General features: G+C 66.9%; 18 protein-coding genes. 9 read left to right on the top strand and 9 right to left on the bottom strand.

The genetic code is table 11. The features are described 5' to 3' along the window. Nucleotides 1-11: 11 nt before the first annotated feature. The 3 genes from IB225_RS15480 to IB225_RS15470 form a co-directional block, all read right to left on the bottom strand. Nucleotides 12-2,843: a TonB-dependent receptor gene (locus tag IB225_RS15480; RefSeq protein WP_192312164.1), complete on the bottom strand. Its 2,832-nt coding sequence runs from the start codon at nucleotides 2,841-2,843 to the stop codon at nucleotides 12-14. A 222-nt stretch (nucleotides 2,844-3,065) separates the two neighbouring features. Continuing rightward, on the bottom strand, nucleotides 3,066-5,759 hold the full coding sequence (locus IB225_RS15475; RefSeq protein WP_192312163.1) for a TonB-dependent receptor: 2,694 nt from the start codon (nucleotides 5,757-5,759) through the stop codon (nucleotides 3,066-3,068). 137 nt (nucleotides 5,760-5,896) lie between these two features. Further along, on the bottom strand, nucleotides 5,897-6,910 hold the full coding sequence (locus tag IB225_RS15470; RefSeq protein WP_192312161.1) for a glucokinase family protein: 1,014 nt from the start codon (nucleotides 6,908-6,910) through the stop codon (nucleotides 5,897-5,899). 398 nt (nucleotides 6,911-7,308) lie between these two features. On the opposite strand from IB225_RS15470, the gene IB225_RS15465 reads away from it, so the two are divergent. From IB225_RS15465 to IB225_RS15440, 6 genes are all read left to right on the top strand, one after another. Then, the gene (locus IB225_RS15465; protein ID WP_192312159.1) at nucleotides 7,309-8,628 is read left to right on the top strand and encodes a sugar MFS transporter; all 1,320 of its coding nucleotides are present in this window, start codon (nucleotides 7,309-7,311) and stop codon (nucleotides 8,626-8,628) included. Nucleotides 8,629-8,639: 11 nt separating this feature from the next. Beyond that, nucleotides 8,640-9,707, top strand: coding sequence for a LacI family DNA-binding transcriptional regulator (locus IB225_RS15460; protein WP_192312157.1), 1,068 nt, complete (start codon nucleotides 8,640-8,642; stop codon nucleotides 9,705-9,707). After that, the gene (locus tag IB225_RS15455; RefSeq protein WP_192312155.1) at nucleotides 9,704-10,738 is read left to right on the top strand and encodes an SIS domain-containing protein; all 1,035 of its coding nucleotides are present in this window, start codon (nucleotides 9,704-9,706) and stop codon (nucleotides 10,736-10,738) included. The genes IB225_RS15460 and IB225_RS15455 overlap by 4 nt, the downstream gene beginning before the upstream one ends. Then, nucleotides 10,735-11,880 (top strand): N-acetylglucosamine-6-phosphate deacetylase, encoded by a 1,146-nt coding sequence (gene nagA / locus IB225_RS15450; protein ID WP_192312154.1) that lies wholly within the window; start codon nucleotides 10,735-10,737, stop codon nucleotides 11,878-11,880. Before IB225_RS15455 ends, nagA begins: the two co-directional genes overlap by 4 nt. Before the next feature lie 10 nt (nucleotides 11,881-11,890). Further along, nucleotides 11,891-12,961, top strand: coding sequence for a DUF5009 domain-containing protein (locus IB225_RS15445; RefSeq protein ID WP_192312152.1), 1,071 nt, complete (start codon nucleotides 11,891-11,893; stop codon nucleotides 12,959-12,961). Between the two features lie 74 nt (nucleotides 12,962-13,035). Further along, nucleotides 13,036-14,280, top strand: a complete 1,245-nt coding sequence (locus IB225_RS15440; RefSeq protein WP_192312150.1) for a PQQ-dependent sugar dehydrogenase — start codon at nucleotides 13,036-13,038, stop codon at nucleotides 14,278-14,280. Here the strand turns inward: IB225_RS15440 and IB225_RS15435 are convergent, their stop codons facing one another. From IB225_RS15435 to IB225_RS15415, 5 genes are all read right to left on the bottom strand, one after another. Beyond that, complete coding sequence (locus tag IB225_RS15435; protein WP_192312148.1) at nucleotides 14,281-14,637, bottom strand: lipid-A-disaccharide synthase N-terminal domain-containing protein; 357 nt, start codon at nucleotides 14,635-14,637, stop codon at nucleotides 14,281-14,283. Then, on the bottom strand, nucleotides 14,634-15,392 hold the full coding sequence (locus IB225_RS15430; protein WP_192312146.1) for a glycosyltransferase family 2 protein: 759 nt from the start codon (nucleotides 15,390-15,392) through the stop codon (nucleotides 14,634-14,636). Before IB225_RS15430 ends, IB225_RS15435 begins: the two co-directional genes overlap by 4 nt. After that, on the bottom strand, nucleotides 15,392-17,059 hold the full coding sequence (locus IB225_RS15425) for a phosphoethanolamine--lipid A transferase (RefSeq protein WP_192312144.1): 1,668 nt from the start codon (nucleotides 17,057-17,059) through the stop codon (nucleotides 15,392-15,394). The genes IB225_RS15430 and IB225_RS15425 overlap by 1 nt, the downstream gene beginning before the upstream one ends. Then, the gene (locus IB225_RS15420; RefSeq protein WP_192312143.1) at nucleotides 17,056-17,781 is read right to left on the bottom strand and encodes a phosphatase PAP2 family protein; all 726 of its coding nucleotides are present in this window, start codon (nucleotides 17,779-17,781) and stop codon (nucleotides 17,056-17,058) included. The genes IB225_RS15425 and IB225_RS15420 overlap by 4 nt, the downstream gene beginning before the upstream one ends. A 116-nt stretch (nucleotides 17,782-17,897) precedes the next feature. Further along, nucleotides 17,898-19,604, bottom strand: a complete 1,707-nt coding sequence (locus IB225_RS15415) for a glycosyltransferase family 39 protein (RefSeq protein WP_192312869.1) — start codon at nucleotides 19,602-19,604, stop codon at nucleotides 17,898-17,900. A gap of 137 nt (nucleotides 19,605-19,741) precedes the next feature. Between IB225_RS15415 and IB225_RS15410 the strand changes: the two genes are divergently transcribed. From IB225_RS15410 to IB225_RS15400, 3 genes are read left to right on the top strand one after another with little or no spacing between them, the layout of a single operon-like run. Next, nucleotides 19,742-20,434, top strand: a complete 693-nt coding sequence (locus IB225_RS15410; protein ID WP_192312141.1) for a response regulator transcription factor — start codon at nucleotides 19,742-19,744, stop codon at nucleotides 20,432-20,434. Beyond that, a complete protein-coding gene (locus IB225_RS15405) occupies nucleotides 20,431-21,690 on the top strand; it encodes a HAMP domain-containing sensor histidine kinase (protein ID WP_192312139.1) in 1,260 nt (419 codons plus the stop codon). Before IB225_RS15410 ends, IB225_RS15405 begins: the two co-directional genes overlap by 4 nt. Nucleotides 21,691-21,748: 58 nt before the next feature. Continuing rightward, on the top strand, nucleotides 21,749-22,402 hold the full coding sequence (locus IB225_RS15400; protein WP_192312137.1) for an MliC family protein: 654 nt from the start codon (nucleotides 21,749-21,751) through the stop codon (nucleotides 22,400-22,402). 50 nt (nucleotides 22,403-22,452) lie between these two features. Here the strand turns inward: IB225_RS15400 and IB225_RS15395 are convergent, their stop codons facing one another. Beyond that, a complete protein-coding gene (locus IB225_RS15395; protein WP_192312136.1) occupies nucleotides 22,453-23,115 on the bottom strand; it encodes a DUF3011 domain-containing protein in 663 nt (220 codons plus the stop codon). Nucleotides 23,116-23,171 lie beyond the last annotated feature (56 nt).

Genomic DNA, 23,171 nt, shown 5'->3' with positions numbered 1-23,171 from the left:
CGGTGGAGAGATCAGAACTGGAAGCGCAGCGAGGCCATGTAGCGGCGACCGGTACGGTAGCTGCCACGGATCAGTTTTTCGGTGTTGGCGATGCCGGGCACTTCGGCATAGGTGTAGTACTCGCTGTCCAGCAGGTTCATGCCGTCGATACCAAGGCTCAGGCGGTCGTTGATCTTGAACGACACGCTCGCATCCAGCGAGTCGTAGTCATCGGTGACCAGGTAGTTGCCGCGATCGACCTGCGTGTAGTACTTCGAACGCCAGGAGTAGGTCACGCGCGCGCTCCAGCGATCGTTCTCGAAGAACGGGCTGACGTTGACCTGGCTCTTGGAGTTGAACGGCAGACCGTCGCCGTTGTCCGCTTCGGCATCGGCATACGTGTAGTTCGCCAGGATGCCGAGGCCGTTCTCGAAGCTCTTCTGGAACGCGCCCGAGAAGCCCTGGATCTTCGCGCTGCCCGCATTCTCGGGACGCGACACGGTGAAGTTCATCACCTGCCCATTGGACTCGTTGACGTGCTGCTCGACACGGGTGGTGTTGAGGATGTAGTTGTCCACGTCCTTGTAGAACAGCGTGCCCGACAGGATCGCGTCCGGCGCGAAGTACCACTCCGCCGAGAAGTCCAGGTTGGTGGATTCGTACGGGTCGAGATCCGGGTTGCCGCCGCCGCCGGTCAGGGTCTGCGGGCCGAGCCACAGGAAGTTGGACATGTCACCGTAGTTCGGGCGGGCGATGACTTTCGCGGCGGAGCCACGAAGCACCACGTCGTCCGAGGCGTCGAACACGACATTCAGGTTTGGCAGCACGTCGTTGTACTTCTTCTTGACGCTGACCAGGTCGTACGTGTGGACGCCGTTGTTCAGCGGATTGGCCGTCGTGCAGTCTGCGCTGACGGTGCACTGCCAGCCGAGACTATTGGATTCAGTTTGCACGAAACGAACGCCGAAGTTGCCGCGCAGGCGGTTCCAGCTGTAGTCGGCCTGCACGTAGGCGGCGTTGACGTCTTCGGTCACGGTCCATGTGTTGGAGACGAAGTCGCGATGGCTGAACGTATCCGGCGAGGGCATGGTCTGCCACGGTGCCAGCCAGTCGCCGCTGAGGATGTAGTCGGCCAATGCCCAGCCGTCGATGGTGAAACGGTTGTTCAGGTCGCCTACGCCGTTGAACCCGTTGAGGTAGTTGCTGGGCAGCGGACGGGGATCGAATTCCGATGCCAGACGGTTGCCGTAGCCGGCCACGGTGGCCAGCGATACACCGCCCATGCGCTGCGAGGTTTCGTGCTCGCGACGCTTGGCGCCGAAGCGGATCTGGTAGATCGGCGAATCCAGGCGGATGCCGAAGTCGACCTGCGCGTACTTCTCTTCATCCAGCGTCGGCTTGAAGACGATGTTGCCGCCCCAGCCCGGGTTCCAGGTGGGCAGGTCGGGATTACCACCCCAGCCGCCATCCATCTGGAACGACTCGGGGGTCACGAATGGATTGGCGCCGCTGAAGGTCAGGCTGGGATTGCCGCTGATGTCGTAGGTGTAGTCGGACCAGTTGAGGAACTCGCCGTAGACCTGGCGACCAGTGCCGCCAGTGGCCTTGGAGCGGCCTACATGTGCGGAGGCGAACCAGCGCTCATCGTTCCAGGTAGCCTTCAGGTCGTACGAGTCGGTGTCCACGGTGGCCTGGCGGTTGATCAGGTCGTACACCACCAGCGCGTTGTCGAACGTGCCGCGCGTGATGACGCCACCCTCCACGGTCAGGTCCGTCATGTTCATCAGGCCGTTGTAGCCGTTGCCCATGAAGGCGAACATGGAGTGGCTCATGTTGTCGTAGTCGGCCTTCACATCGAGCGCATTGAACTCGATGTCGAGCTTCTCGGTCGGCTTGAACTGGAGTGCGAGCGAGAGGGTTTCGCGCTTGCGGGTCTGTTCGAAGTAGTGCGCGCTGAGCGAGTTCGGGCCAACCGCGTCCAGGTTGTCCATCAACGTGGTCGCGCAGTTGCCTACGCAGATGACGGGCTTGGTGGGCTGGGAGCCGTCCGGATTCGGCGCGACGGACCAGTCGGTCGGCCGGTTGAACAGCGAACCGCCGCCTGCGCCCGGGGCGCCGTACGCGTAATCGCGGCCAGTCACCGTGCCGTAGGACTCGATGCCGTCGCGGCGGATGCCCTCTTCGGAGGTCTGTGCAGCGACGATCAGGCCGAAGTTCTCCGCCTTGTTCTTCCAGCCGAACAGCAGCGACGCCTGGGGGTCGCCGCTCTCAATGCGGTCGTTGTACATGTAGCCGACCTGGCCCGAGATCGTGGTTCCGTCGAGATCCAGCGGCTTGCGCGTGCTGACGATGACCGTGCCGCCGATCGAACCTTCGTCGAGATAGGCTTCCGGCGACTTGTAGACCTCGACCTTGCCGACGATCTGCGGCGCGAGCAGCGAATAGTTGAACGTACGGCCCGGCTGGTCGCTGATGAACCAGTCCGCGGACGCGACCGTCTGGCCGTTGAGCAGCGTGCGGTTGAGTGCCGGATCGGTACCCAGGATGCTGACCTTCTCGCCCTGGCCGAAGGCCTTGTCGATGGTGACGCCCGGGATGATCGTGATGGCTTCTGCCACGTTGGTCGCCGGGAACTTGCCGACGTCTTCTGCGGTGATCACGTCGATGATGGCGTCGGCGTTGCGCTTGGTGTCCAGCGCTTGTTGCAGGCTGGCGCGGATGCCGACCACGACCACGCGATCGAGTTCGGAGGCGTCTGCTGTCGTGCCTGTTGCAGGTGCAGCCGTTTCCTGTGCCTGCGCATGGGCGGCGAAGCCCAGACAGGTCACGATGGCGGCGGATAGAACGGTCTTGCGATGCTTCATGATGTCTCTCCCATCATTGCTCGAAGAATGTGCGGCCCGGTGCTGCGGCCGCTTGCGATGTGCCGGGTGGCGTCCCCACGCCCTGCCCGTGATGCGCCTGTACCGGCGCTCCCCTGGTGGTTCTCCCATGCCGGCGCGGGGGCGCCGGTATCACGGCGAAACGCCGTGCGTACTGCGGTGGAACGCCACCGGCAGGCGAGCCTGCCGGTGGTGGTGCGTGGATCAGAACTTGAAACGGAAGTTCAGGTAGTACTGGCGACCGTTGCTGTAGAACGCATGCGGCAGGTAGCCGGGAACGGCATCGTTCTCGGTGTAGTACTTCAGCTTCGGATCGTTGAGGTTCAGGCCGTCCAGGCTGATCGTCAGCCAGTCGGTGGCCTTGAAGCCCAGCGAGGCCGATACCGTGGCGAAGTCATCCTGGTAGAAGTTGTCGGTGCGGCTGACGCCGGCGTAGAACGAACTGCGGTAGCTGTAGTTGACGCGGGCGTTGAAGCGCGCGTTCTCGTACCAGGCCGAGAAGTTGTAGGTGTTCTCGGACGTGCCGTTAAGCGGCTTGCCGCCATCTGCCTCGCCATCCACGTACGTGTAGTTGGCGTTGATGCCGAAATTCTCGCCAATCGGCTGTTCGTAGGTCAGTTCGAGGCCGCGCGCCTTGCCGTTCGAGTTGACCGGGATCGACACCAAGTAGTCGCTGTAGACATCGGTGCCGGCATCCTGGCTTGCCTGCTGGTCCTTGTACTGCACGACGACGTTGTCGAAGTCGACATAGCCGTCCATGTCCATCGAGAACACGCTGGCGGACAGCAGGGCGCGCGGAGCGAAGTACCACTCCAGCGAGGCGTCGAAGTTGGTGGAGACCAACGGATCGAGGTTCGGGTTGCCGCCGCTGCCTTCGTGCGTCAGATCGTTAAGCGTCAGCGAGCCGGCCAGCGCCGAGAAGTCTGGACGGGTCATGGTCTTGCTGCCCGACACGCGCGCCACCAGGTTGTCGGTCAGCTCGAACTTGAAGTTCACGCTGGGCAGTAGCTCGTTGTAGTCGTTGTTGACCACGACAGGCAGGTAGTCGCCGAAGGCCGATCCCACCACTGCACCGGGAATGCCGGAGTTGGGCAGAAGTCCCTGGTTGTAGTGCACGTCCGTCTGCGTCTGCACGTAGCGCAGGCCGGCGTTGCCGCTCCAGCGGTCGCCGCGGAAGTTCAGCTGCGCGTAGACGGCATTGATGTCCTCGTTCACGCCGTACACGTCAGAGAAGTAGAAGCGCTCGGGGTTGTTGCGGTTGGCGAAGCGGGCGTTGATCTCCGCCAGCTGGGCGGGGGTGTAGTACCAGATACCCGACGGCACGTTGCCGCCCACGCCGAAGTCGCCGGGATAGGAGCCGCCCGCCCCCGGATAGGCGGTGATGTCCTGCCAGTTGCTGGCCCAGTTCGGCCCTTGCGCGAGCGAAAAATCGTTGCTGCGCTCATGGGTGGCGTAGCGGTAGCCGAAGTCGAGCGAGGACAGCACGTCGGACTGGAAGAAGAACTGGCCATCGGCCGAGGCCCAGTCTTCCTTGTCCAGCACGTCGATGCCCTGGGCGCCGAAGATCCAGCCGCTCTGGGGCAGGTGATTGGCCGCCGTATTGGTGCCGCCAAGCGACCAGTCGATCGGATTGCCCACGCCATTCATGCTCCAGCTCGCACCGGCGTTGCCGGCGATGCCGGTTTCCAACACGTCCTGGGTCGGGCTGGAGCCTGAGCCCTTGGTGGTGCCGGTCTGGAACACGAACTTCAGCGCATCGCTGGCATTCCACTCCGCGTCGAGCGCGATGTACTTCGAGGTGGAGACCGCGCCGGGCCGCGAGATCATGTCGTACACGCCGTACGGCGTGACCGTGCTGCTGGTGACCGGGTCATAGGTGGCGCTGGTCAGCACGCCATTGCGGACGGTGTAGCTGCTGGGCGTCTGCGAATTGACGAACTGGCTGGCCCACATCATGTAGTTGCGGTTGTAGTTGTCCGCTTCCAGCTTCGAGTAGAACGCGTTGACGTTCAGGGTCAGGTTGTCGGTGACCTTGGCTTCGATGTTGGCCACGCCACCCTTGCGCTTGCGCACCTGCTCGAACAGCGCGGCGCCGATCAGGTTGGGGTAGAGGACACCATTGAGCTCCGGATTGGTCGAGGTGATGGTGCCATAGCCGCCCACCACTTCCTGGCCATCGCGACGCAGGCTGCGCTCCTCATTGAACACCTGCACCATGAAGCCGGCGGTGCGCTCTTCGTTGCGCCAATTGAGCAGCGCATCGAGCTGCGGCTTGGTGTCTCCCGGCAGATCCGAATGCACGGCGCCGATCGAGCCCTGGATAGTGAGAGGCTCGGCGAACTGCAGCGGGCGACGGGTGATGATGTTCACCGAGCCGGCGGTGCCGCCTTCGACCAGTTTCGCTTCGGAGGTCTTGTGGACGACGACGCGGTCCACGATCTCGGATGGATACAGCGAATAGCTTACGCTGCGGCCGACGTTGCCTACCTGGCTGAGCACGAACCAGTCACCGGTGCCGATGGTGTGGCCGTTGACCAGGGTCTGGGTGAGGCTGGGGTTGGTGCCGCGCAGGCTGACGCGGTCCGCTTCGTCGAAGCCGCCTTCGCTGGCACTGGAGGATGCGATGTTGACGCCGGGCAGCTGGCGCAGCGTGTCGGCCACGTTCTTGGCCGGCAGCTTGCCCACGTCCTCGGCGGTGACGACTTCCACGTGCGTCGCAGCATCGCGCTTCGCATCGAGGGCTTTCTCGATGCTGCCGCGGATACCGGTCACGACGATGGTGTCGAGCTCGGTGGCGTCAGGCGTGGTGGCAGCGGGAGCGTCCTGTGCCTGCGCCTGTACGGCCATGCCAAGGCAGGTGACGATGGTGGCCGAAAGGATGGATCTGCGGTACTTCATGGTGTCTCTCCGATCTGCTTGAGTGTCGGCAGCCATCGCTTGCGCTGTTCCGCCGTGCCTGGTGTCGCGTTGTTCCATCGACGGCGTGCCAGCCCTGGCATCGCCGCTACCGCATGCGCCTGTGCCGGCGCCTCTTCTCACTCGCCCTGCTGGTGCTCCAGGTACCACCGTGCCGCACCGATCACGCCCAACTGCCCGTGTTCGACCAGCTTCACGGGAATGCGCTCAAGCGCTTCGCGCATCGATCCCTTGTTGAGGAACCGCGGCACGAAGCTGCTGGCAATCAGGACATCGCGGATCTTCGGCAGGATGCCGCCGGCGAGATACACGCCGCCTTGCACGCCGTAGAGCAACGCCATGTCGCCGACGACGCTGCCCAGTAGTCCGCAGAACACCTCCAGGCTCTCGCGCGCCAGCACGTCTTCGCCCGACTGCGCGGCGGCGGTGATCTCGCCCGGATGGGTATAGGGCGCCGGTGCCGTACCGCGTACGGCGCAAAGCGCGGTGTACAGGTTCATCAGGCCGGGACCCGACAGCGCCTGCTCGACCGGCACGTGCGTACGGGTCTTCAGCATCTCGCCGAGCAATGCCATTTCCAGCGCGTTGCCGGCGGTCAGTGCGGCCTGGCCGGCTTCCGTCGCCAACACCACGGCGCGCTTGCCGGTAGGAATCCACACGGCGGCGCCGAGGCCGGTGCCCGGGCCGAGGATCAGCGTGGGGCCATGCTTCGGTGCGATGGCGGGCCCGGTCAGCTGCAGCACCTCGCTGGCATCCATCTGCGCGGCGGCGTGCGCCACGGCTTCGAAATCGTTGACCAGGCGGACGTCGTCGAAGCCCAGCTGCGTGCGCAGCGCGGCCGGCGACAGGCGCCACGGCAGGTTGTTGGTGATGACGGTGCCGTCTTCCAGCGCGTAGCCGGCGCTGGCGATGACCGCGCGCGCCACCCGGGTCGCGCCCAGGCCGGCAATGAAGTCGGCCACGATGTCGCCGAGGCCGGCGTAATCGGCGCAGGCGTACTTGCGGTACTCCAGCACGTTGACCGGCGCGCCGGGGTCGCGGCTGCCGCGGACCAGGCCGATCCGGACATGGGTGCCGCCGACGTCCGCCGCGATGAAGGCGTCTTGCGCCCCGCTGATGGCATCCGTCGGCATTGGATTCGCTATGGCGACCACACGTCTCCCCACATGTTCGCGGCCGGGACTCCCGCATCCCGATATGGCCGGAGTGTGGAAAGTGTTTGACAACGTTGTCAAGGCTCTGTCATGAAATAGCCGTCCGGCAGGCGATGGGATGTCTTGAAACGGAAACAATTGCCGTATTCAGGAGATCATTGCTCGCAGGAATGGGGTTAATCATTGAATCGGAAGGGACATTCCGGGCTAGTCCGATGGGACTTGATGCTGCAGCGCACGACGCCTTCACAATCACATTGAGGATTGCAGGGGGTCATGGGCGGCGGCATTTCCCGGGTTGTCCGATTGGCTTTGACAACGTTGTTCCCGATGCCTGACGCTCTGGCGCCCGGTATCGCCAGCTCAAAGGGGAATCCATGACCACCGCAGCCGGTTCCAGTCCGCTCCGCTCGCTCGCCATCGTCGGCGTGCTGTTTTTCATCATCGGCTTCTTCACCTGGATCAACGGGCCGCTGATCACGTTCGTGCAACTCGCCTTCGACCTGGACGAAGTGAACGCCTTCCTGGTGCTGATGGTGTTCTACCTGTCGTACTTCTTCCTCGCCCTGCCCGCAGCGGCCTTGCTCAAACGCACGGGCATGAAGAAGGGCCTGGCGGCCAGCCTGTTCGTGATGGCGGTGGGCGCGGCGATGTTCGGCGAGTTCTCGACACAGCGCTGGTATCCCGGCGCGCTGTCCGGCCTGTTCGTGATCGGCGGCGGCCTGGCGTTGCTGCAGACGGCGGTGAATCCGTACGTCAGCATCCTCGGCCCCATCGAAAGCGCCGCCCAGCGCATCGCGCTGATGGGCATCTGCAACAAGGTCGCCGGCATGTTGGCGCCACTCGTGCTCGGCACGCTGGTGCTGCACGGCGTGGGCGACCTCGCCGCGCAGGTCGAGGCCGCCGATGCCGCCGGCAAGGCGGTACTGCTGGATGCGTTCGCGGCGAAGATCCACCTGCCGTACCTGGTGATGGCGGGCGTCCTGGTGGTGGTCGCCATCGGCATCCTGTTCTCGCCGTTGCCGGAGGTGAAGCCGTCGGAGGTCAACGCAGCGCCCATCGCAGGCGCCGCCAATGACGAGCGCGGCCTGTCGCGCTTCCCGCACCTGTGGCTGGGCGTGCTGTGCCTGTTCCTCTACGTGGGCGTGGAAGTATTGGCGGGTGATGCGATCGGAACGTATGGACGCGGCTTCGGATTGCCGCTGGACCAGACCAAGCTGTTCACCACCTACACGCTGTTCGCGATGCTGGCGGGCTATCTGGTCGGACTGGCGTTGATCCCGCGCGTCGTGTCGCAGGAGCGTTACCTGGCCATCTCCGCGACGCTGGGCGTGCTGTTCGCCCTCGGCGCACTGCTGACCCACGGCTACGTCTCGGTCGGTTTCGTCGCGGCGCTCGGCTTCGCCAACGCGATGATGTGGCCGGCGATCTTCCCGCTGGCGATCAAGGGACTTGGCCGGCATACCGAAACCGGCTCGGCGCTGCTGATCATGGGCATCGCCGGCGGGGCCGTCCTGCCGCAGGCCTTTGCGGTGCTTAAGCAGCACTACGACTTCCAGGTGGTGTTCGCCGGACTGGCCATCCCGGGCTATCTCTACATCCTCTATTACGCGCTCGCCGGGCACCGGGTGGGCACCGCGAAACGGGCGGCGACGGACGTCCCGGAACGCGGCATCATGGCGGACTCGCCTCCATGACGGAAACGCCCATGCGCCGACCCACCATCAAGGACGTCGCCGAACGCGCGAAGGTCTCGCTGAAGACCGTGTCCCGGGTCATCAACAACGAGCCATCGGTGCTGCAGGGCACGCGCGCGCGCGTGCTGCACGCGATCGCCGAGCTCGACTACGAGCCGGACCAGTCCGCGCGCAACCTGCGCAGCGGTACGCCGTTCGTGATCGGGCTGGTGTACGACAACCCCAACCCGTACCACATCATTGGCGTGCAGAACGGCGTGCTGGCGGCGTGCAAGGAAACCGGCTTCGGCCTGCAGATCCATCCCGTCGACTCCACCTCGCCGCTGCTGGCGGAGGAACTGGTGGAATTCGTGCAGCGCTCGCGTCTGGCCGGCCTGGTGTTGACCGCGCCGATGTCGGAGCGCGCCGACCTGGTCACCGCGCTCGCCGCACGCGGCGTGAAGCTGGTGCGCATCATCGCCGCCACCGAAGATCCTGACGACGGCCTGCCGTGCGTCTACGTGGACGACCGTGACGCCGCCTACGAGATCACCGAGCATCTGATCCAGCTCGGCCACCAGCGCATCGGCTTCCTGTGGGGCGGACTGGCGCACCGGTCGAGTACCGAGCGCTACGCCGGTTACGAGAAGGCGCTGAAGGACTACGGCATCACGCTCGACAAGCACCTGGTGGTGCCGGGCGACTACACCTTCGACGACGGCTTCCGCGGTGCGCGCCGACTGCTCGCGTTGCGCGAGCCGCCCACGGCGATCTTCGGCTCCAACGACGAAATCGCTGCCGGCGTACTGGCAGCGGCGAAGTCGGCCGGCATGAACGTGCCCTACGACCTGTCCATCGCCGGTTTCGAAGACAGTCCGTTCTCCAAGCAGTCGTGGCCGCCGCTGACCACGGCCAAGCAGGCCACGCAGGACATCGCCAAGCAGGCCGCGCGCTTGCTGATCGCCGGCCTGCGCACCGACGCCTACGACGACAATCCCACGCCCGTGCACAACCAGGGCTTCGTGCCGCAACTGGTGGTCCGCGGCTCCACTGCACCGGTCCGGCCGCGCGCCGACCGACCCGAACCCGCCTCGCCATGACCACATCGCTTCCCGCTCCCGCCGACACCCTGATGCACCAGGAGGCCGCGCAGGCGTCCTCGATCATCGCCGACCAGTACGCACGCAACGCCGCCACCGTGCAGGCCTTGGCCGCCGACCTTCGCCGCGCGCCGCCGCCGTTCGTCGTCACCTGCGCGCGCGGCAGTTCCGATCACGCCGCCACGTATGCGAAATACCTGTTCGAGACACAGCTCGGCGTGGTGACGGCGTCTGCTTCGCCCTCGGTCGGATCCGTGTATGAAGCGCGGCAACGACTGGAAGGTGCGCTGTACGTGGTGATCTCGCAGTCGGGCAAGAGTCCGGACCTGCTGCGCAACGCGACGGCTGCCAAGGAGGCTGGTGCACGCGTGGTTGCCATCGTCAACGTCGCGGATTCGCCGCTCGCGCAGCTGGCCGATACCGTGCTGCCGATGCACGCAGGTCCCGAGCGCAGCGTGGCGGCGACCAAGAGCTATCTCGGTTCGCTGGCGGCGATCCTGCAGCTGGCGGCGTACTGGAAGGACGAAGCGCCGTTGCACGATGCGGCCCTCGCGTTGCCCGGCGCGCTGCAGCGCGCGTGGCAGTCCGACTGGTCGCCGCTCACCGATGGGCTGGTGGAGGCACACAACCTGTTCGTGCTGGGCCGTGGCCTGGGCCTCGCCGCGGCGCAGGAAGCCGCGCTGAAATTCAAAGAGACCTGCGGCCTGCACGCCGAGGCCTACAGCTCGGCCGAAGTGAAGCACGGACCGATGGCCCTGGTGGGTCCCGGCTTCCCGGTGCTGTGCTTCGCGCAGCCGGACGAAACCGAAGCCGGCACGCTGGCGCTGGCGCAGGAATTCCGCGGCCGCGGGGCGCAGGTGTGGGTCGCGTCGCGTCAGGGTGATCTGCCGCTGGTGGAAGCGCCGCATCCCGCGTGCGCACCACTGTTGACCATCCAGAGCTTCTACCGCGCGATCAATGCGCTGGCGTTGCGTCGCGGACACAACCCCGACGTGCCGCCGCACCTCAACAAGGTCACCGAAACGGTATGAACACCCCGCATCCCGCCACCGCCCTCTGCAATGCGCGTGTGCTGACGCCCGACGGCTTCGTCGAGGGGCTGGCGGTGCTGATGCAGGGGGGCTTGATCGTCGATCTCGTCGCCGATGCCGCGCTGCCTGCCGATGCCGTCCGCCAGGACCTGCAGGGCGCGACGCTGGTACCGGGCTTCATCGATGCGCAGGTCAACGGCGGTGGCGGCGCACTGTTCAACAACGACACCAGCGTCGACGCGATCCGCACGATCGCCCAGGCGCATCGCCGCTTCGGCACCACCGGCCTGCTGCCGACCCTGATCAGCGACGATGCCGACGTGATGGCGCGTGCCATCGCGGCGACACGCGATGCCATCGAACAGGGCGTGCCCGGCGTGCTGGGCGTCCATCTGGAAGGTCCGTACATCGCGCCCGCGCGCAAGGGCACGCACGATGCTGGTAAGTTCCGCGTGCCGGATGCGGACGAAGTCGCCATGGCCACCTCGCTCGACAACGGCGTGACGTTGGTGACGCTGGCGCCGGAGCAGGTGCCGGTTGACACCATCCGCACGATGGTCGCGCGCGGCGCGATCGTGGTCGCCGGCCACACGGCGGCCACCTACGAACAGATCCGCGCCGGCATCGAGGCGGGCGTGTCGGGCTTCACCCATCTGTACAACGCGATGTCGCCATTGCAGGGACGCGAGCCCGGCGCGGTCGGCGCCGCGCTGGAAGAGGATGGCTGCTGGTGCGGCGTGATCGTGGACGGTGTGCATGTGCATCCGGCCAGCCTGCGCGTGGCGCTGGCGGCCAAGCCGTCCGGCAAGGTGTTCCTGGTGACGGATGCGATGCCGATGGTTGGCTCCGACGACCCGGCCTTCGATCTCTATGGCGAAACCATCACCGCCATCGACGGGGTAGTGCGCAACGCGGCGGGGTCGCTGGCGGGCTCTGCGTTGGACATGGCCACGGCCGTACGCAACAGCGTGCGGTTGGTCGGCCTGCCGCTGGAAGAGGCCGCGCGCATGGCCTCGACCTATCCCGCGGAATTCCTCGGACTCGGCGACTCGCACGGGCGCATCGCGCCCGGCTATCGCGCCGATCTGGTGGCGCTGGATGACGACCTGCAGGTGATCGGAACCTGGATCGGCGGCGAGTGACGGGCGCGCGATGAGTGCCGCGCCCCTTCGCTTCGCTTCGGTCGATGCCCTTCGCGGGCTGACCGTGGCGGCGATGTTGCTGGTCAACACGCCGGGTGACTGGTCGCATGTCTATGCGCCGCTGCTGCACGCGGAGTGGCATGGCATCACGCCGACCGACCTGGTGTTTCCGTTCTTCCTGTTCATCGTCGGCGTGTCGATTGCGCTGGGCGTCGTGCCGCGCGCGGAAGCGGGCGTGCCCCGGCCGGCGCTGGTGCGCGCCGTGCTGTGGCGGGCGGCAAAGATCATGTTGCTGGGGCTCGCGCTGCATCTGCTCGCGTTCTGGTTGCTGGATCGGCCTGCGTTCCGTCCATGGGGCGTGCTGCAGCGGATCGGTCTGTGCGTTGCGATCGTCGGCGTGGCGGTGTTGTATCTGCGGCCGCGTGCACAGTGGGCAGGGATCGTCGCGCTGCTCGCGGGCTACTGGGCGCTGATGGCGCCGTGGGGCTACGCACCGTTCACGAACCTCGCCGCGCGCGTCGACACCATGCTGTTCGGGCCGTGGCTGTACCAGTGGGATGCGGCGCTGGGACGCGGGCAGGATCCGGAAGGCCTGCTGAGCACGCTGCCGGCCATCGCCACCACGTTGCTCGGCGTGCGCATCGGCACGTGGCTGCGTGCGGGCGCGATCTCCATGATCGTGCGGACCGCCATCGGCATGATCCTGCTGGGCCTGGCATGGTCGCTGGTGTTCCCGCTGAACAAGGCGCTGTGGACCTCGTCGTACGTACTGGTCACGGCAGGCTGCACAGCGCTCGCGCTGATCGTCGCGCATGTCCTGGTCGACAGGCGCGGGTGGCCGGCGATCGGCCGGCGGTTCGGCGTGAACGCCATCGCGGCCTACGTGGGCGCCGCGGTCATGACGTACGTGCTACTCGGCGTTGGCCTGATGGGGCCGCTGTACGAGCAGGGCTTCGCGGCATGGATCACGCCCCGCTTCGGTCCCCAGGCGTCATCACTGGCGTTCGCGCTGGCGTTCGTCGGCGTGTGGTGGCTGGTCGTATGGGCGATGGATCGCCGTGGCTGGTACGTGAAGGTCTGAAGGCCGGCGGACCGTCACGCTTTTCTTCACGCCGGCGGCGTACAAAGGCAGCCACACCCGCCGGAGCCGCCCGCATGAGAGTGCCGTTGCTGCTTGCCTGCTGCCTGTGCCTGACGGCGTGCCAGCGCGCCACGCTCACGGAAGAGGGCGCGCACGTTGTGCTGGCGTCATCCGCCGAAGTGCCCACGCACGTTGCGGGTGCCGCGCCTGCCGTGGCCGCCGCCGAAGGACCGCGCGTCACCGGTGGCACGCAGCCTGCGCGCGCCGTGCCCGATCCCCCGTTCACCAGTACGCCGGTGGCCACGTTCAACGAGCCCTGGGCGATGACCTTCCTGCCCGATGGCCGACTGCTGGTGACCGAAAAGTCCGGCAAGTTGCGCCTGGCCAACGTGGCGACCGGACAGGTCGGCGAGATCGTTGGCGTGCCGGCGGTGGCGTACGGTGGGCAGGGCGGATTCGGCGATGTCGTGTTGCATCCACGCTTTGCCGACAACCGTTGGGTTTACCTCAGCTATGCGGAAGCTGGCAGTGGCGGTACACGCGGCGCGGCAGTGGCGCGTGCGACGCTGCAGCTCGATGCCAGCGGCAATGGCGGCAGCCTGTCCAACCTGCAGGTGATCTGGCGCCAGTTGCCCAAGGTCAATGGCGAAGGCCACTACGGGCACCGGCTTGCGTTCGGCGCGGATCGCAAGCTGTGGATCACCTCCAGCGATCGCCAGGCGATGACGCCGGCGCAGGACCTGCAGTCCGCGCTCGGCAAGCTGATCCGGCTCAACGACGACGGCAGTGTGCCACCCGACAATCCCTTCGCCGCGCAGGGCGGCATTGCCGCACAGGTGTGGACCCTGGGCCATCGCAACATGCTCGGCATCGCTTTCGATGGCGCCGGCCGGCTGTGGACGCACGAAATGGGCCCGGCGGGAGGTGACGAACTGAACCTGATCGAGCGCGGCACCAACTACGGTTGGCCTGTCGTTTCGAATGGCGACCATTACGGCGGGGAGCCGATCCCTGATCACCCGACCCGCCCAGACTTCAACGCGCCGGAGGCGTGGTGGACGCCGGTGATCGCACCGGCGGGCTTCGTCATCTATTCGGGCAATCTGTTCCCGTGGTTCCGCGGCAAGGGCTTCATCGGCGGCCTGGCGTCGCAGGCGCTTGTCGAGATCGAGTTCGATGGCACGCAGGCGCGCGAGGCGCGGCGCTATCCGATGGGCCGACGTATCCGCGAGGTCGAGCAGGGACCGGATGGCGCGCTGTGGCTGCTGGAAGACGGCGGTGGCGGACGCCTGCTGAAGCTCACGCCGAATCCCAGCTGATCAGCGCGCCGGGTGTCCCGGCACATCGCCCGACGCGAGCCGCTGTTCGCGGCCATGACGCACGTCGAGATACAGGCTGTACGCCGCAGTGAAGGCGGGCAGCAGGTTCTGCAGCACGCCCACCGCGTCCTGCTTCGACGAGAACAGGAAGTAGCTCAACGCCATCAGGCTGCCCGCCAGGCTCATGTACCAGAACAGGCGCGGGATCACCGGCCGTCGCGCGCGACGCGACGCGACGAACTGCACCAGCCAGCGTGCCCCGAACAGCGCCGCGCCGGTCAGGCCGATGAGCTTCCACGGCGTCATGTGCAGGCCGGTCCAGCCCAGCCACAGGATTTCCTGGTCCATCGCACTCATGGCTTGCGGCCGACGTTGAGCTCACTGATGGGCGTCACGTGGCTGCGCTGGATCAGCCAGGACACACCCATCAGATCGCGGATGCCGACCAGCGCTCGGCCGAGATTGGTGTACTTGGACTGTCCGGTGCCGCGCGGCCGATGCGAGACGGGCACGCTGACGGTCTTCCAGCCTGCACGCTGCATCAGCGCAGGCAGGTAGCGGTGCATGTGGTCGAAGTAGGGCAGTTCGAGGAACGCGGCGCGCTCGAACAGCTTGATGCCGCAACCGGTATCCGGCGTGTCGTCGTGCAGCAGGCGCTGGCGGATGCGGTTGGCCCAGCGCGACGCCCAGCGCTTGCTCGCCGTGTCCTTGCGCTCGACACGCCAGCCGGCGAACAGCTTGGTCTGCGGATCGCCGGCATCGCGTGCCGCCAGCAGCTTCAGGATATCGGCGGGATCGTTCTGTCCATCGCCGTCGAGGGTCGCGATCCATGGCGACAGCGCCTGCTTGGCGCCGGTACGGACAGCCGCGCTCTGGCCACTGCGCTGCTGGTGCACCAGCACCCGCAGCTCGGGGACTTCGGCCTTCAATGCCGCGAGTACGTCACGCGTGTCATCGTCGGAATGGTCGTCCACGCAGATCACGTCGAACGCCACGCGGCCGCGCAGGTGGCGCACGACCTCATGCACCAGCGGACCGATGTTGCCGCGTTCGTTGAAGGCCGGAATGACGACGGACAGGCTCATGACGGAAGGGGTTGGCGTGTTCAACATCAGCGTGCGCTCCTGCAGGTCAGGAAAATGTCGTAGTCCGGTCGGTACAGCGTTGTCTTCACGTCGGTAAGGCCGAGTACGGTGTGGAACAGGTCGTCGTGGGTACGTTCGCCGCGTGCCTGCTGCTGCAGGCAACGCTCGTCCAGGTGCGTGGATCGGCGCCAGCCGTCGGAGAACCACGCGACCATCGGGACTTCCAGCTGTTCGCGAGGGGCGATGGAGTACGGCATCCCGTGCAGGTACAGCCCCTTTTCGCCCAGCGATTCACCGTGGTCGGACACGTACAGCAGGGCAGTGTCGTAGCCGTCCAGGGCAGCCAGCCGGTCGATGGCGGAGGCCACTACGTGGTCGGTGTAGCGCAGCGCGTTGTCGTAAGCGTTGGTGATCTGCGCGCGTGAGCAGCGCCCAAGGTCGGAGGTCTCGCAGACCGGCTCGTAGGCCTTGAAGGAGGACGGGTAGCGCTCGGAGTAAGTCGGTCCGTGGTTGCCCAGCATGTGCAGCACCACGACCTGGTCGCCGTGATGGCGACGGACGGTGTCTTCCAGCCCGGACAGCAGGATCTCGTCGTAGCAGCGCTTGCCGTTGCAGAGATCCGCATCGGTGCGCGCATGCAGATCCTCGACGGCCAGGCCATCGCAGACACCCTTGCAGCCCGACTGGTTGTCGCGCCACAAGGTCTGCACGCCCGCCCGCTGCAGCACGTGCAGCAGCGACTGGTGGCTGCGGATCTCCGCTTCGTCGTAGTGCTCCCTGCCCAGCGGCGAGAACATGCACGGCAGCGAGACTTCGGTGCTGCTGCCGCAGGCGGTGACGTGCGGGAAGTTGAGCACGTTGCGCCTGGCGAGTTCCGGCGTCGTCTGGCGCGCATAGCCGTTGAGGCCCCAGCTCGCGGCGCGGGCGGTCTCGCCGACCACCAGCACCAGCAGGCGCGGCCGGCGCATGGTGGCCGCGGGCGACTGCACGGCGTCTTCGCCGATCGGCTGCAGAACGCGCTTGCGGCCGGGCGGATCCTCGCTGACCACCTTGGCCAGCGAGACCAGCACGTTGGCAGGCGTCACCAGGTAGCGCACTTCGCGCTGGTTGCGCAGGAACGCGGTCAGCTGCTGCGTGGACGGCAGGACACCGACCACGCCCGTCGCCACCATGCCGGCAAGGAAGACCAGCCTCACGCCGAACGTCCGAGACCAGCTTCGTTCCTTCAGGCGCACGCGCCAGATCAGCAGCAGGGCCGGCGCGGCGGCGAGCAGCGGCACCAGGATGTCGATGCCGGCCAGGTCGCTGGCCTCGCGCCAGTCGGTATGCAGCACGTTGCGGACCATGTCGGCGTCGATGTAGATGCCGTAGCTGGCCATGTAGTGACCCGCGAGCGCGGCCACCACCACCAGCGCGGACAGCACCACGCGTGCCGTGCGCCGCCACACCAGCAGCGACAGCCATACGCCGTGCACGCAGGTCACCAGCAGGAACAGCGAGAGCGTCCATCGCCACTGCGACCAGGGTTGCGGTGTGGCGGCCCGCCAGAAGGCCGCATTCGCGAACACGCTGAAGTACAGGCAGGCGACGAGGATCAACGCCTCGGAAGAGATCAAGGGACGTACGCCCAGCAGAGCGCGGATGCGCTGCCAGCGTGATGGCGTCGCCGCGCGACCGAGGACTGAAGCGTTCATGCCCGCCCCTCCGCCCCGGTCGCGGAGGCACGCCACGCGCCGACGCGGTCGACGATGCACGCGACCGTCCAGCAGATCGCCAGGCTGGCAATGTCGTGCGACAGGAAATGCGCGCCGCGCAGTTGTTGCGCCATCCCGAAGACGGCGCCCGCCAGCAGTCCCGCGGCCAATCCCAGGTGGCGCCAACGCGGTGCGGCCTGCAGGAAGAAGAAGTACAGCGCCACCCATGCATAGCCACTTGCGGCATGCGCGGCCGGAAAGCAGGCCGGCATGCCGAGCGTTGCCGGACGGTGTTCAAGCAGCGGCACGAACGGGCGCTGCCCACCGAAGCCGACGAGATCCCACGGACAGTCCATGTGCGTCGTCGCTTTCAGCACTGCCACGCAGGCGGTGGAGGCAAGTACGGCAATCAGCAGTCGCGCCGCGGGTCGGGTCCACCGGTCTGCGGCTCGCGTGCGCCACTGCGTCAGCGTGGCCACCAGCAGCCCGACCCAGGCCAGCTGGCTGAGCAGACGGCCACCCCGATGCAGCACGGTTTCCAGCACGACGCTGTGCTTCAGCGACCAGGCCTCTCCCTGCCAGCGGAACAGCCACGACGCCAGCGGCTGATCCAGCGACTGTGCGGCCATCCAGGCCGCCACCAGCAGGATCACCGAGACAGGAAGCAGACCGGAGAGGCGCTGCTCCGGCACGGCGGAAAAAGAGGGCGACGGTGCGGACATGCGGCGCGGGCCAGTGAGGGTGCGCGCATGCTCGTTGCCGCGATGTCGTAGCACGGTCGGACAGGTGTCGGAGCCGTGTTAAACGCCGGAGGTGCCGGCGTGGCGTTGTTCGAGGTTCAGTCTTCGCTGACGTCGGCGGACCAGGTGGAGGGCACGTCGCACCCTGCGATCCAGGCATCGCCACGCGCCAGGATCCACGCGCGCCGGTTGGACGCGCCGATGTCGATGACCTTGGCGGGGTCAAGACAAGGTCCGATGGCATCCTTGCGCAGGAACAGCCAGCGCTTGTCCGGCGCCGCCAGCAACCACGCATGCGCGTGCTGCCACTGGTCCACCCAGGGTTGCTTGAATCCGAAATCGGTCACCAGCCGGTCGGCCTGCAGCAGATGCTGCTCGCGCCAACCGAGCATCGCCAGCTCGGCGTCGGGACCGATCCGTTCGCCGACGCGCTGCATCAGCGCCCGGGCAGAACTGTCCGGGCTGATCGCGGGCATGAAGCCCATGCCATAGGCCGTCCACAACGCCCCCGTCACCGCGACCAGCGCGACCGCCACCCGCCGCCGTGCGGCGAGCATCACCGCGATCGCGACGACCGCGAAGCCGAGCAGCCATCGGCTCAGTTGCGCGACCGTGGCCATGTCCATGCCGCGGCCGTCGACCAGCGCATGCACGCGCTCGGGCGATGCTGTCAGCAGCCACAGTCCGAGCGCGCCGGCGACCGCCACCAGCACCGTCATGTAGGCCCACAACGTCGCACGCACGCCTCGGCGCCGCAGCAGGCCTGCCAGCAGCGGCGATGCTGCCACCGCGAGTGCAGGCAACATCGGGAAGATGTAGACCTCGCGCTTGCCCGGGCTGGCGCTGAAGAACACCAGCACCAGCAGCGCCCACACGAGCAGCAGCGCATAACGCGCATCGACGCGCCGCAGCCGTCGCCACCACGCGGGCAGCAGCCATGGTGCGAGCAGTACACCGGGCAGCCACAGCGTCAGCATCGTCTGCAGGTAATACCAGGCCGGCTTCACGTGATGCCACGCATTGGCGTAACGCGTGCCGGTCTGCTTGAACAGCATCTCGCGCGCGTAGGTATGCAGGGCGGGATCGGACGAGGACAGCGCGACGGACAGCATCGGTACCAGCCAGACGCCGGCACCCAACAGGAAGCCGGCCACGCCCGCCAGCGCATGCACGCCGCGGTGCGCGGGCAGGTCCTGTGCCGATTTCCACCGCACCCACAGCCACGGGATGAACACCAGCAGCGGCAGGAAGCCGACGCCCTTGGTCACCGTGCCCAGCCCGGCGGCGAACGTGCCCAGCGCGAGCAGCCACGCACTCGGCGTCTCCAACAGATAACGCAGCAAGGCCCACAGTGACAGGGTGGTCATGCCCACGAGCACCATGTCGATCTGCGCGCGCTTGGCCTGCAGGGCGAACTGCAGGCAGACGAACAGGCCGAACACCGCGTAGGGCACCGCACGGCGTCCCCACAGGCGACGTGCGAGATCGCCGGACAGCCACAGCGTCAGCAGCGCCGCCAGCAGCGACGGCAGCAGGAAGGCCACGTCCCAGCTGCGCACCAGCAGATAGCTGGTCGCCTGCAGCCACATGAACGTCGGCGGTTTCTCGGCGTAGAGCTCGATGCCGCGGTGGGGGAACAGCCATTGGCCCGTCTCCACCATCGTCTGCGCGGCGAGCACGAAGCGCGGCTCGTCGGCCGGCATCGGTTCGCGCAGGCCCAGCCCTGCCAGCAGGGCCCACACCATGAGGGCGACCAGCAGCGGGGTCTGCCAGCGGGAGGCGTGTCGGGAGCGCGCGGAAAGCATTGGCAGGGTCGGCCAGTCTGCAGGCGGGCGCACGATGGTGGATCATGGGGCGTAGGAGATTCGTCGGAATTCCGACGGTGCTTCGACGTCCGGCCTGCGATCCTGCCGGTCCTCCCTATTTGGCGCGGATGCTTCCGATGCGGCTGCTGGTGATCGAAGACAACCGGAACCTGGTGGCGAACCTGTTCGATTACTTCGAGGCGCGCGGCCACACGCTGGACGCCGCGCCCGACGGCGTGACCGGGCTGCACCTGGCGACGACGCAGACGTACGACGCCCTGGTGCTGGACTGGATGCTGCCGCGACTGGAAGGCCCCGAGGTCTTGCGTCGACTGCGCGAGGAGCACGACTCCAGCCTGCCGGTCATCATGCTGACCGCGCGCGACGAGCTGCCCGACAAGATCGCCGGCTTTCGTGCCGGCGCCGACGACTACCTGACCAAGCCCTTCGCGCTGCCGGAACTGGAAGTGCGGCTGGAAGCGTTGATGGTGCGTACGCAGGGCCGGCAACGGCGCAAGGTGCTGGAAGTGCACGACCTGAAGCTCGACCTTGCCACCCTGGAGGTCACGCGCGCTGGTCAAGCGCTGCACCTGTATCCCGCGTGCCGCAGGCTGCTGGAGACGCTGATGCAGGCCAGCCCCGCAGCAGTCACCCGGCAGCAGCTGGAGCACGCACTGTGGGGTGAGGATCCGCCCGACGGCGACATGCTCCGCTCGCATATCTATGAATTGCGGCGCAGCGTCGACGGCCCGTTTCCGGTCAAGCTGATCCAGACGCTGCCGCGTACCGGTTACCGGCTGGCGGTCCCGCACGAGGCACGCGACGCATGAAGGCCCATCGCAGCCTGCACGGGAAAATCCGGCGCCTGCTCGGCGGTTATGCCGTGCTGCTGGCGGCCGTCATCCTCCTCGTCTTCGCGGATGACTTTCTCGAGGACAGGGTGTGGAAATCGCTGCTCCAGCGCGAGATCGCAGAGCACGTGCAACGGCAGGCCGACGATCCGGCCTACGCATGGCGGGATACCGACACGCTGCAGATCTACCGCATGCCAGGTCGTCCACCGCCGCCCGAGCTGTCGATGTTGCCTTCGGGCGTCCACGATGATTTCTGGTTCAAGGGGCGGGAGAACGTCGTGCTGGTCCAGCGCCAGGGCGACGTGGACTATTTCGTCGTGCGCGACATCACCGGCATCGAGACGGTCGAGGACGCATTGCTGCTCGGATCGCTGGGACTCGCGGCCGTCGTCTTGGTGATCATCGGCGTGCTGGTCGCCCGCGGTGTACGCGACGCGCTGCGTCCTTTGTCGGACCTGGCCAGTGACATCGGAAAGCTGGCCCCCGACCATGCCGGCCAACGCGTGGCCGTGGCGGACGACGCCAGTTCCGAGCTGCACGTCATCACCAATGCCCTGAACGACTATCTTCGCCGCCAGGATGCCTTCGTCGAACGCGAGCGCGTCTTCATCGATACGACCAGCCACGAACTCCGCACGCCCATCGCCATCATCGCGGGTGCCAGCGAACTGGCGCTGGGTCGCGACGATCTGCCCGGCTCTGCACGTCAGCAGGTGCAGCGCATCCACCGGACCGCACGCGACGTGGAACAGCTGATTGCCCTGTTGCTGACCCTCGCCAAGGATCCCGCGCGCCTCTCGCGCAGCAACGAGGTCGTGCCGCTGCACGAGTTGCTGCCGGACATCATCGACGACCATCGCCACCTGATGGACGGCAAGGACCTGTCCGTCGTCATCGACGACCTTGCGCCGTGCAGCGTGTCCGCGCCGCTGCACATCGTGCAGGCGGCGATCGGCAACCTGCTGCGCAATGCCATCGAGAACAGCGACAACGGCGGGATCCACGTGAGCCTGGATGCGGATGCGACGGTGGTCGTGCGGGATCCGGGCCACGGCATGACGCCGGAAGAAATCAGTCGCCTGTACGCGCAGATGGCGCGAGGCGGCGGCCGCGAGGGCGGCGGCATCGGCCTCGACCTGCTGGCGCGCCTGTGCGAGCACCTGGGCTGGACGCTGTCGATCCAGTCGGCGCCAGGTCGCGGCACGATCAGCCGCCTGCGCCTGTCGCGCTGAAGGTCGCCGTCACGCCATCGGCGCTAGCATGCGCGCACACCCGTGCCGGAGGCTGTCGATGAAAGCGCCCCTGTCGTGCATCGTCCTGTTGCTGCTTGCCGGCTGCAAACCCGAGGGGGCCCCGCCGGTGGCCAACGCACCCGCCCCATCGTTGGCTGACACCACGCCGGCGGCGGCTCCCGCCGGCCCGGCCAACGCGGCGACGCCTGCAATAGCGCCACCCTCGTTCGACTGCGCCAAGGCCGCGAGCGAAGCGGAGAAGCTGGTGTGCAGCGATGCCGAACTTGCCGCGCTCGATCGCCGGCTGTCGGCGCGCTACCGCGAGGCCAAGGACGCGGATCCCGCGATCCAGCGGGGCTGGGCGAAGGGGCGGGATGACTGCTGGAAGGCGCAGGATGCGCGTCTGTGCGTACTGGAGGCGTACCAGACCCGCCTGGCCGAACTGGCCATCGCGGCACCCGGCATGGCAGTCCCGAAAAAGGTGGAGTACCGCTGCAGCGACAACCGCGCACCGTTCACCATGACGTACTACAACGATCTTGACCCGCCAGCCGCCATCATGGCGCTGGGCAACGACCAGGCCATCGTCTTCCCGCAACCGGCGGCCAGTGGTGCGAAGTATGGGCGCGTCGGCGTCGAGTACTGGGAGCACCAGGGCGAGGCCAGCGTCGATTTCTTCGGCACCAGGCTGAGCTGCACGCCTTTGCCGTGATCGCGATGCCGGTCGAGCGCGATGCGCGCCCGACCGGTCCACTAGGCACGTTACCGCACGCGGCGGTAACGCACCTCGTTCTGGCGGTCGCCTACCTGCGAGGTGACCAGTCCCTCGCGCGACTGGTCGATGTCGAACGTGGTGTCGCCGACATTGAGTCGCCCGTCGTTGATCCAGCCGTTAATCGTCTGGCCGCGTGATCGCGCGGTGGCACGTCCACCGGATTCGATCGTCAGGCTGACGTCCGCATCGTAGAGCGCGTTGTAGCCCTCGAAGGTGCCGATCATCCAGCTGGGCACATACGACGTGTGGCGCGCACCCTGGTAGCGGTCGTCGTCGTACTTGTCGTCCTTCTTGTGGGCGTTCGACGCGATGGCGCCCAGGATCGCGGCGCCGATCAGCATGCCGGCGGCCACCTTCGCATCATGATCGCTGTCGTGATGCCCCGACGAACTGGTGTGCACGCGGAAGCTCGCGCGGCAACCGTCATCGACCCAGATCTCGCGGCGGGTGTAGTCCCAGGTGCGACCCTGCGTGCAGGCGGTGCCGGACAGCTGGCGCTCCAGGGTGACGTAGCCGGCGGTGACGAGGGGGCAACTCTGGTAACGGTCGTTGCGGCTTTCGCAGGTGACGGTGTCGTCGGCCCGGGCCTCGAAGCCCCAGAGCCCGGCGCCGGCCAGGCAGGCATACAGCAGGGTGCGCGTGCAGTCCATGTCGATTCCCTTGCAAGGTGGCGTGCGGTGGCGCGGGGACCCGCGCCGCGAACGCG

The organism is Pseudoxanthomonas sp. PXM02, from assembly GCF_014851805.1.
In the GTDB taxonomy this organism is placed as follows: domain Bacteria; phylum Pseudomonadota; class Gammaproteobacteria; order Xanthomonadales; family Xanthomonadaceae; genus Pseudoxanthomonas_A.
This window is presented reverse-complemented; position numbering and strand designations above follow the sequence as displayed.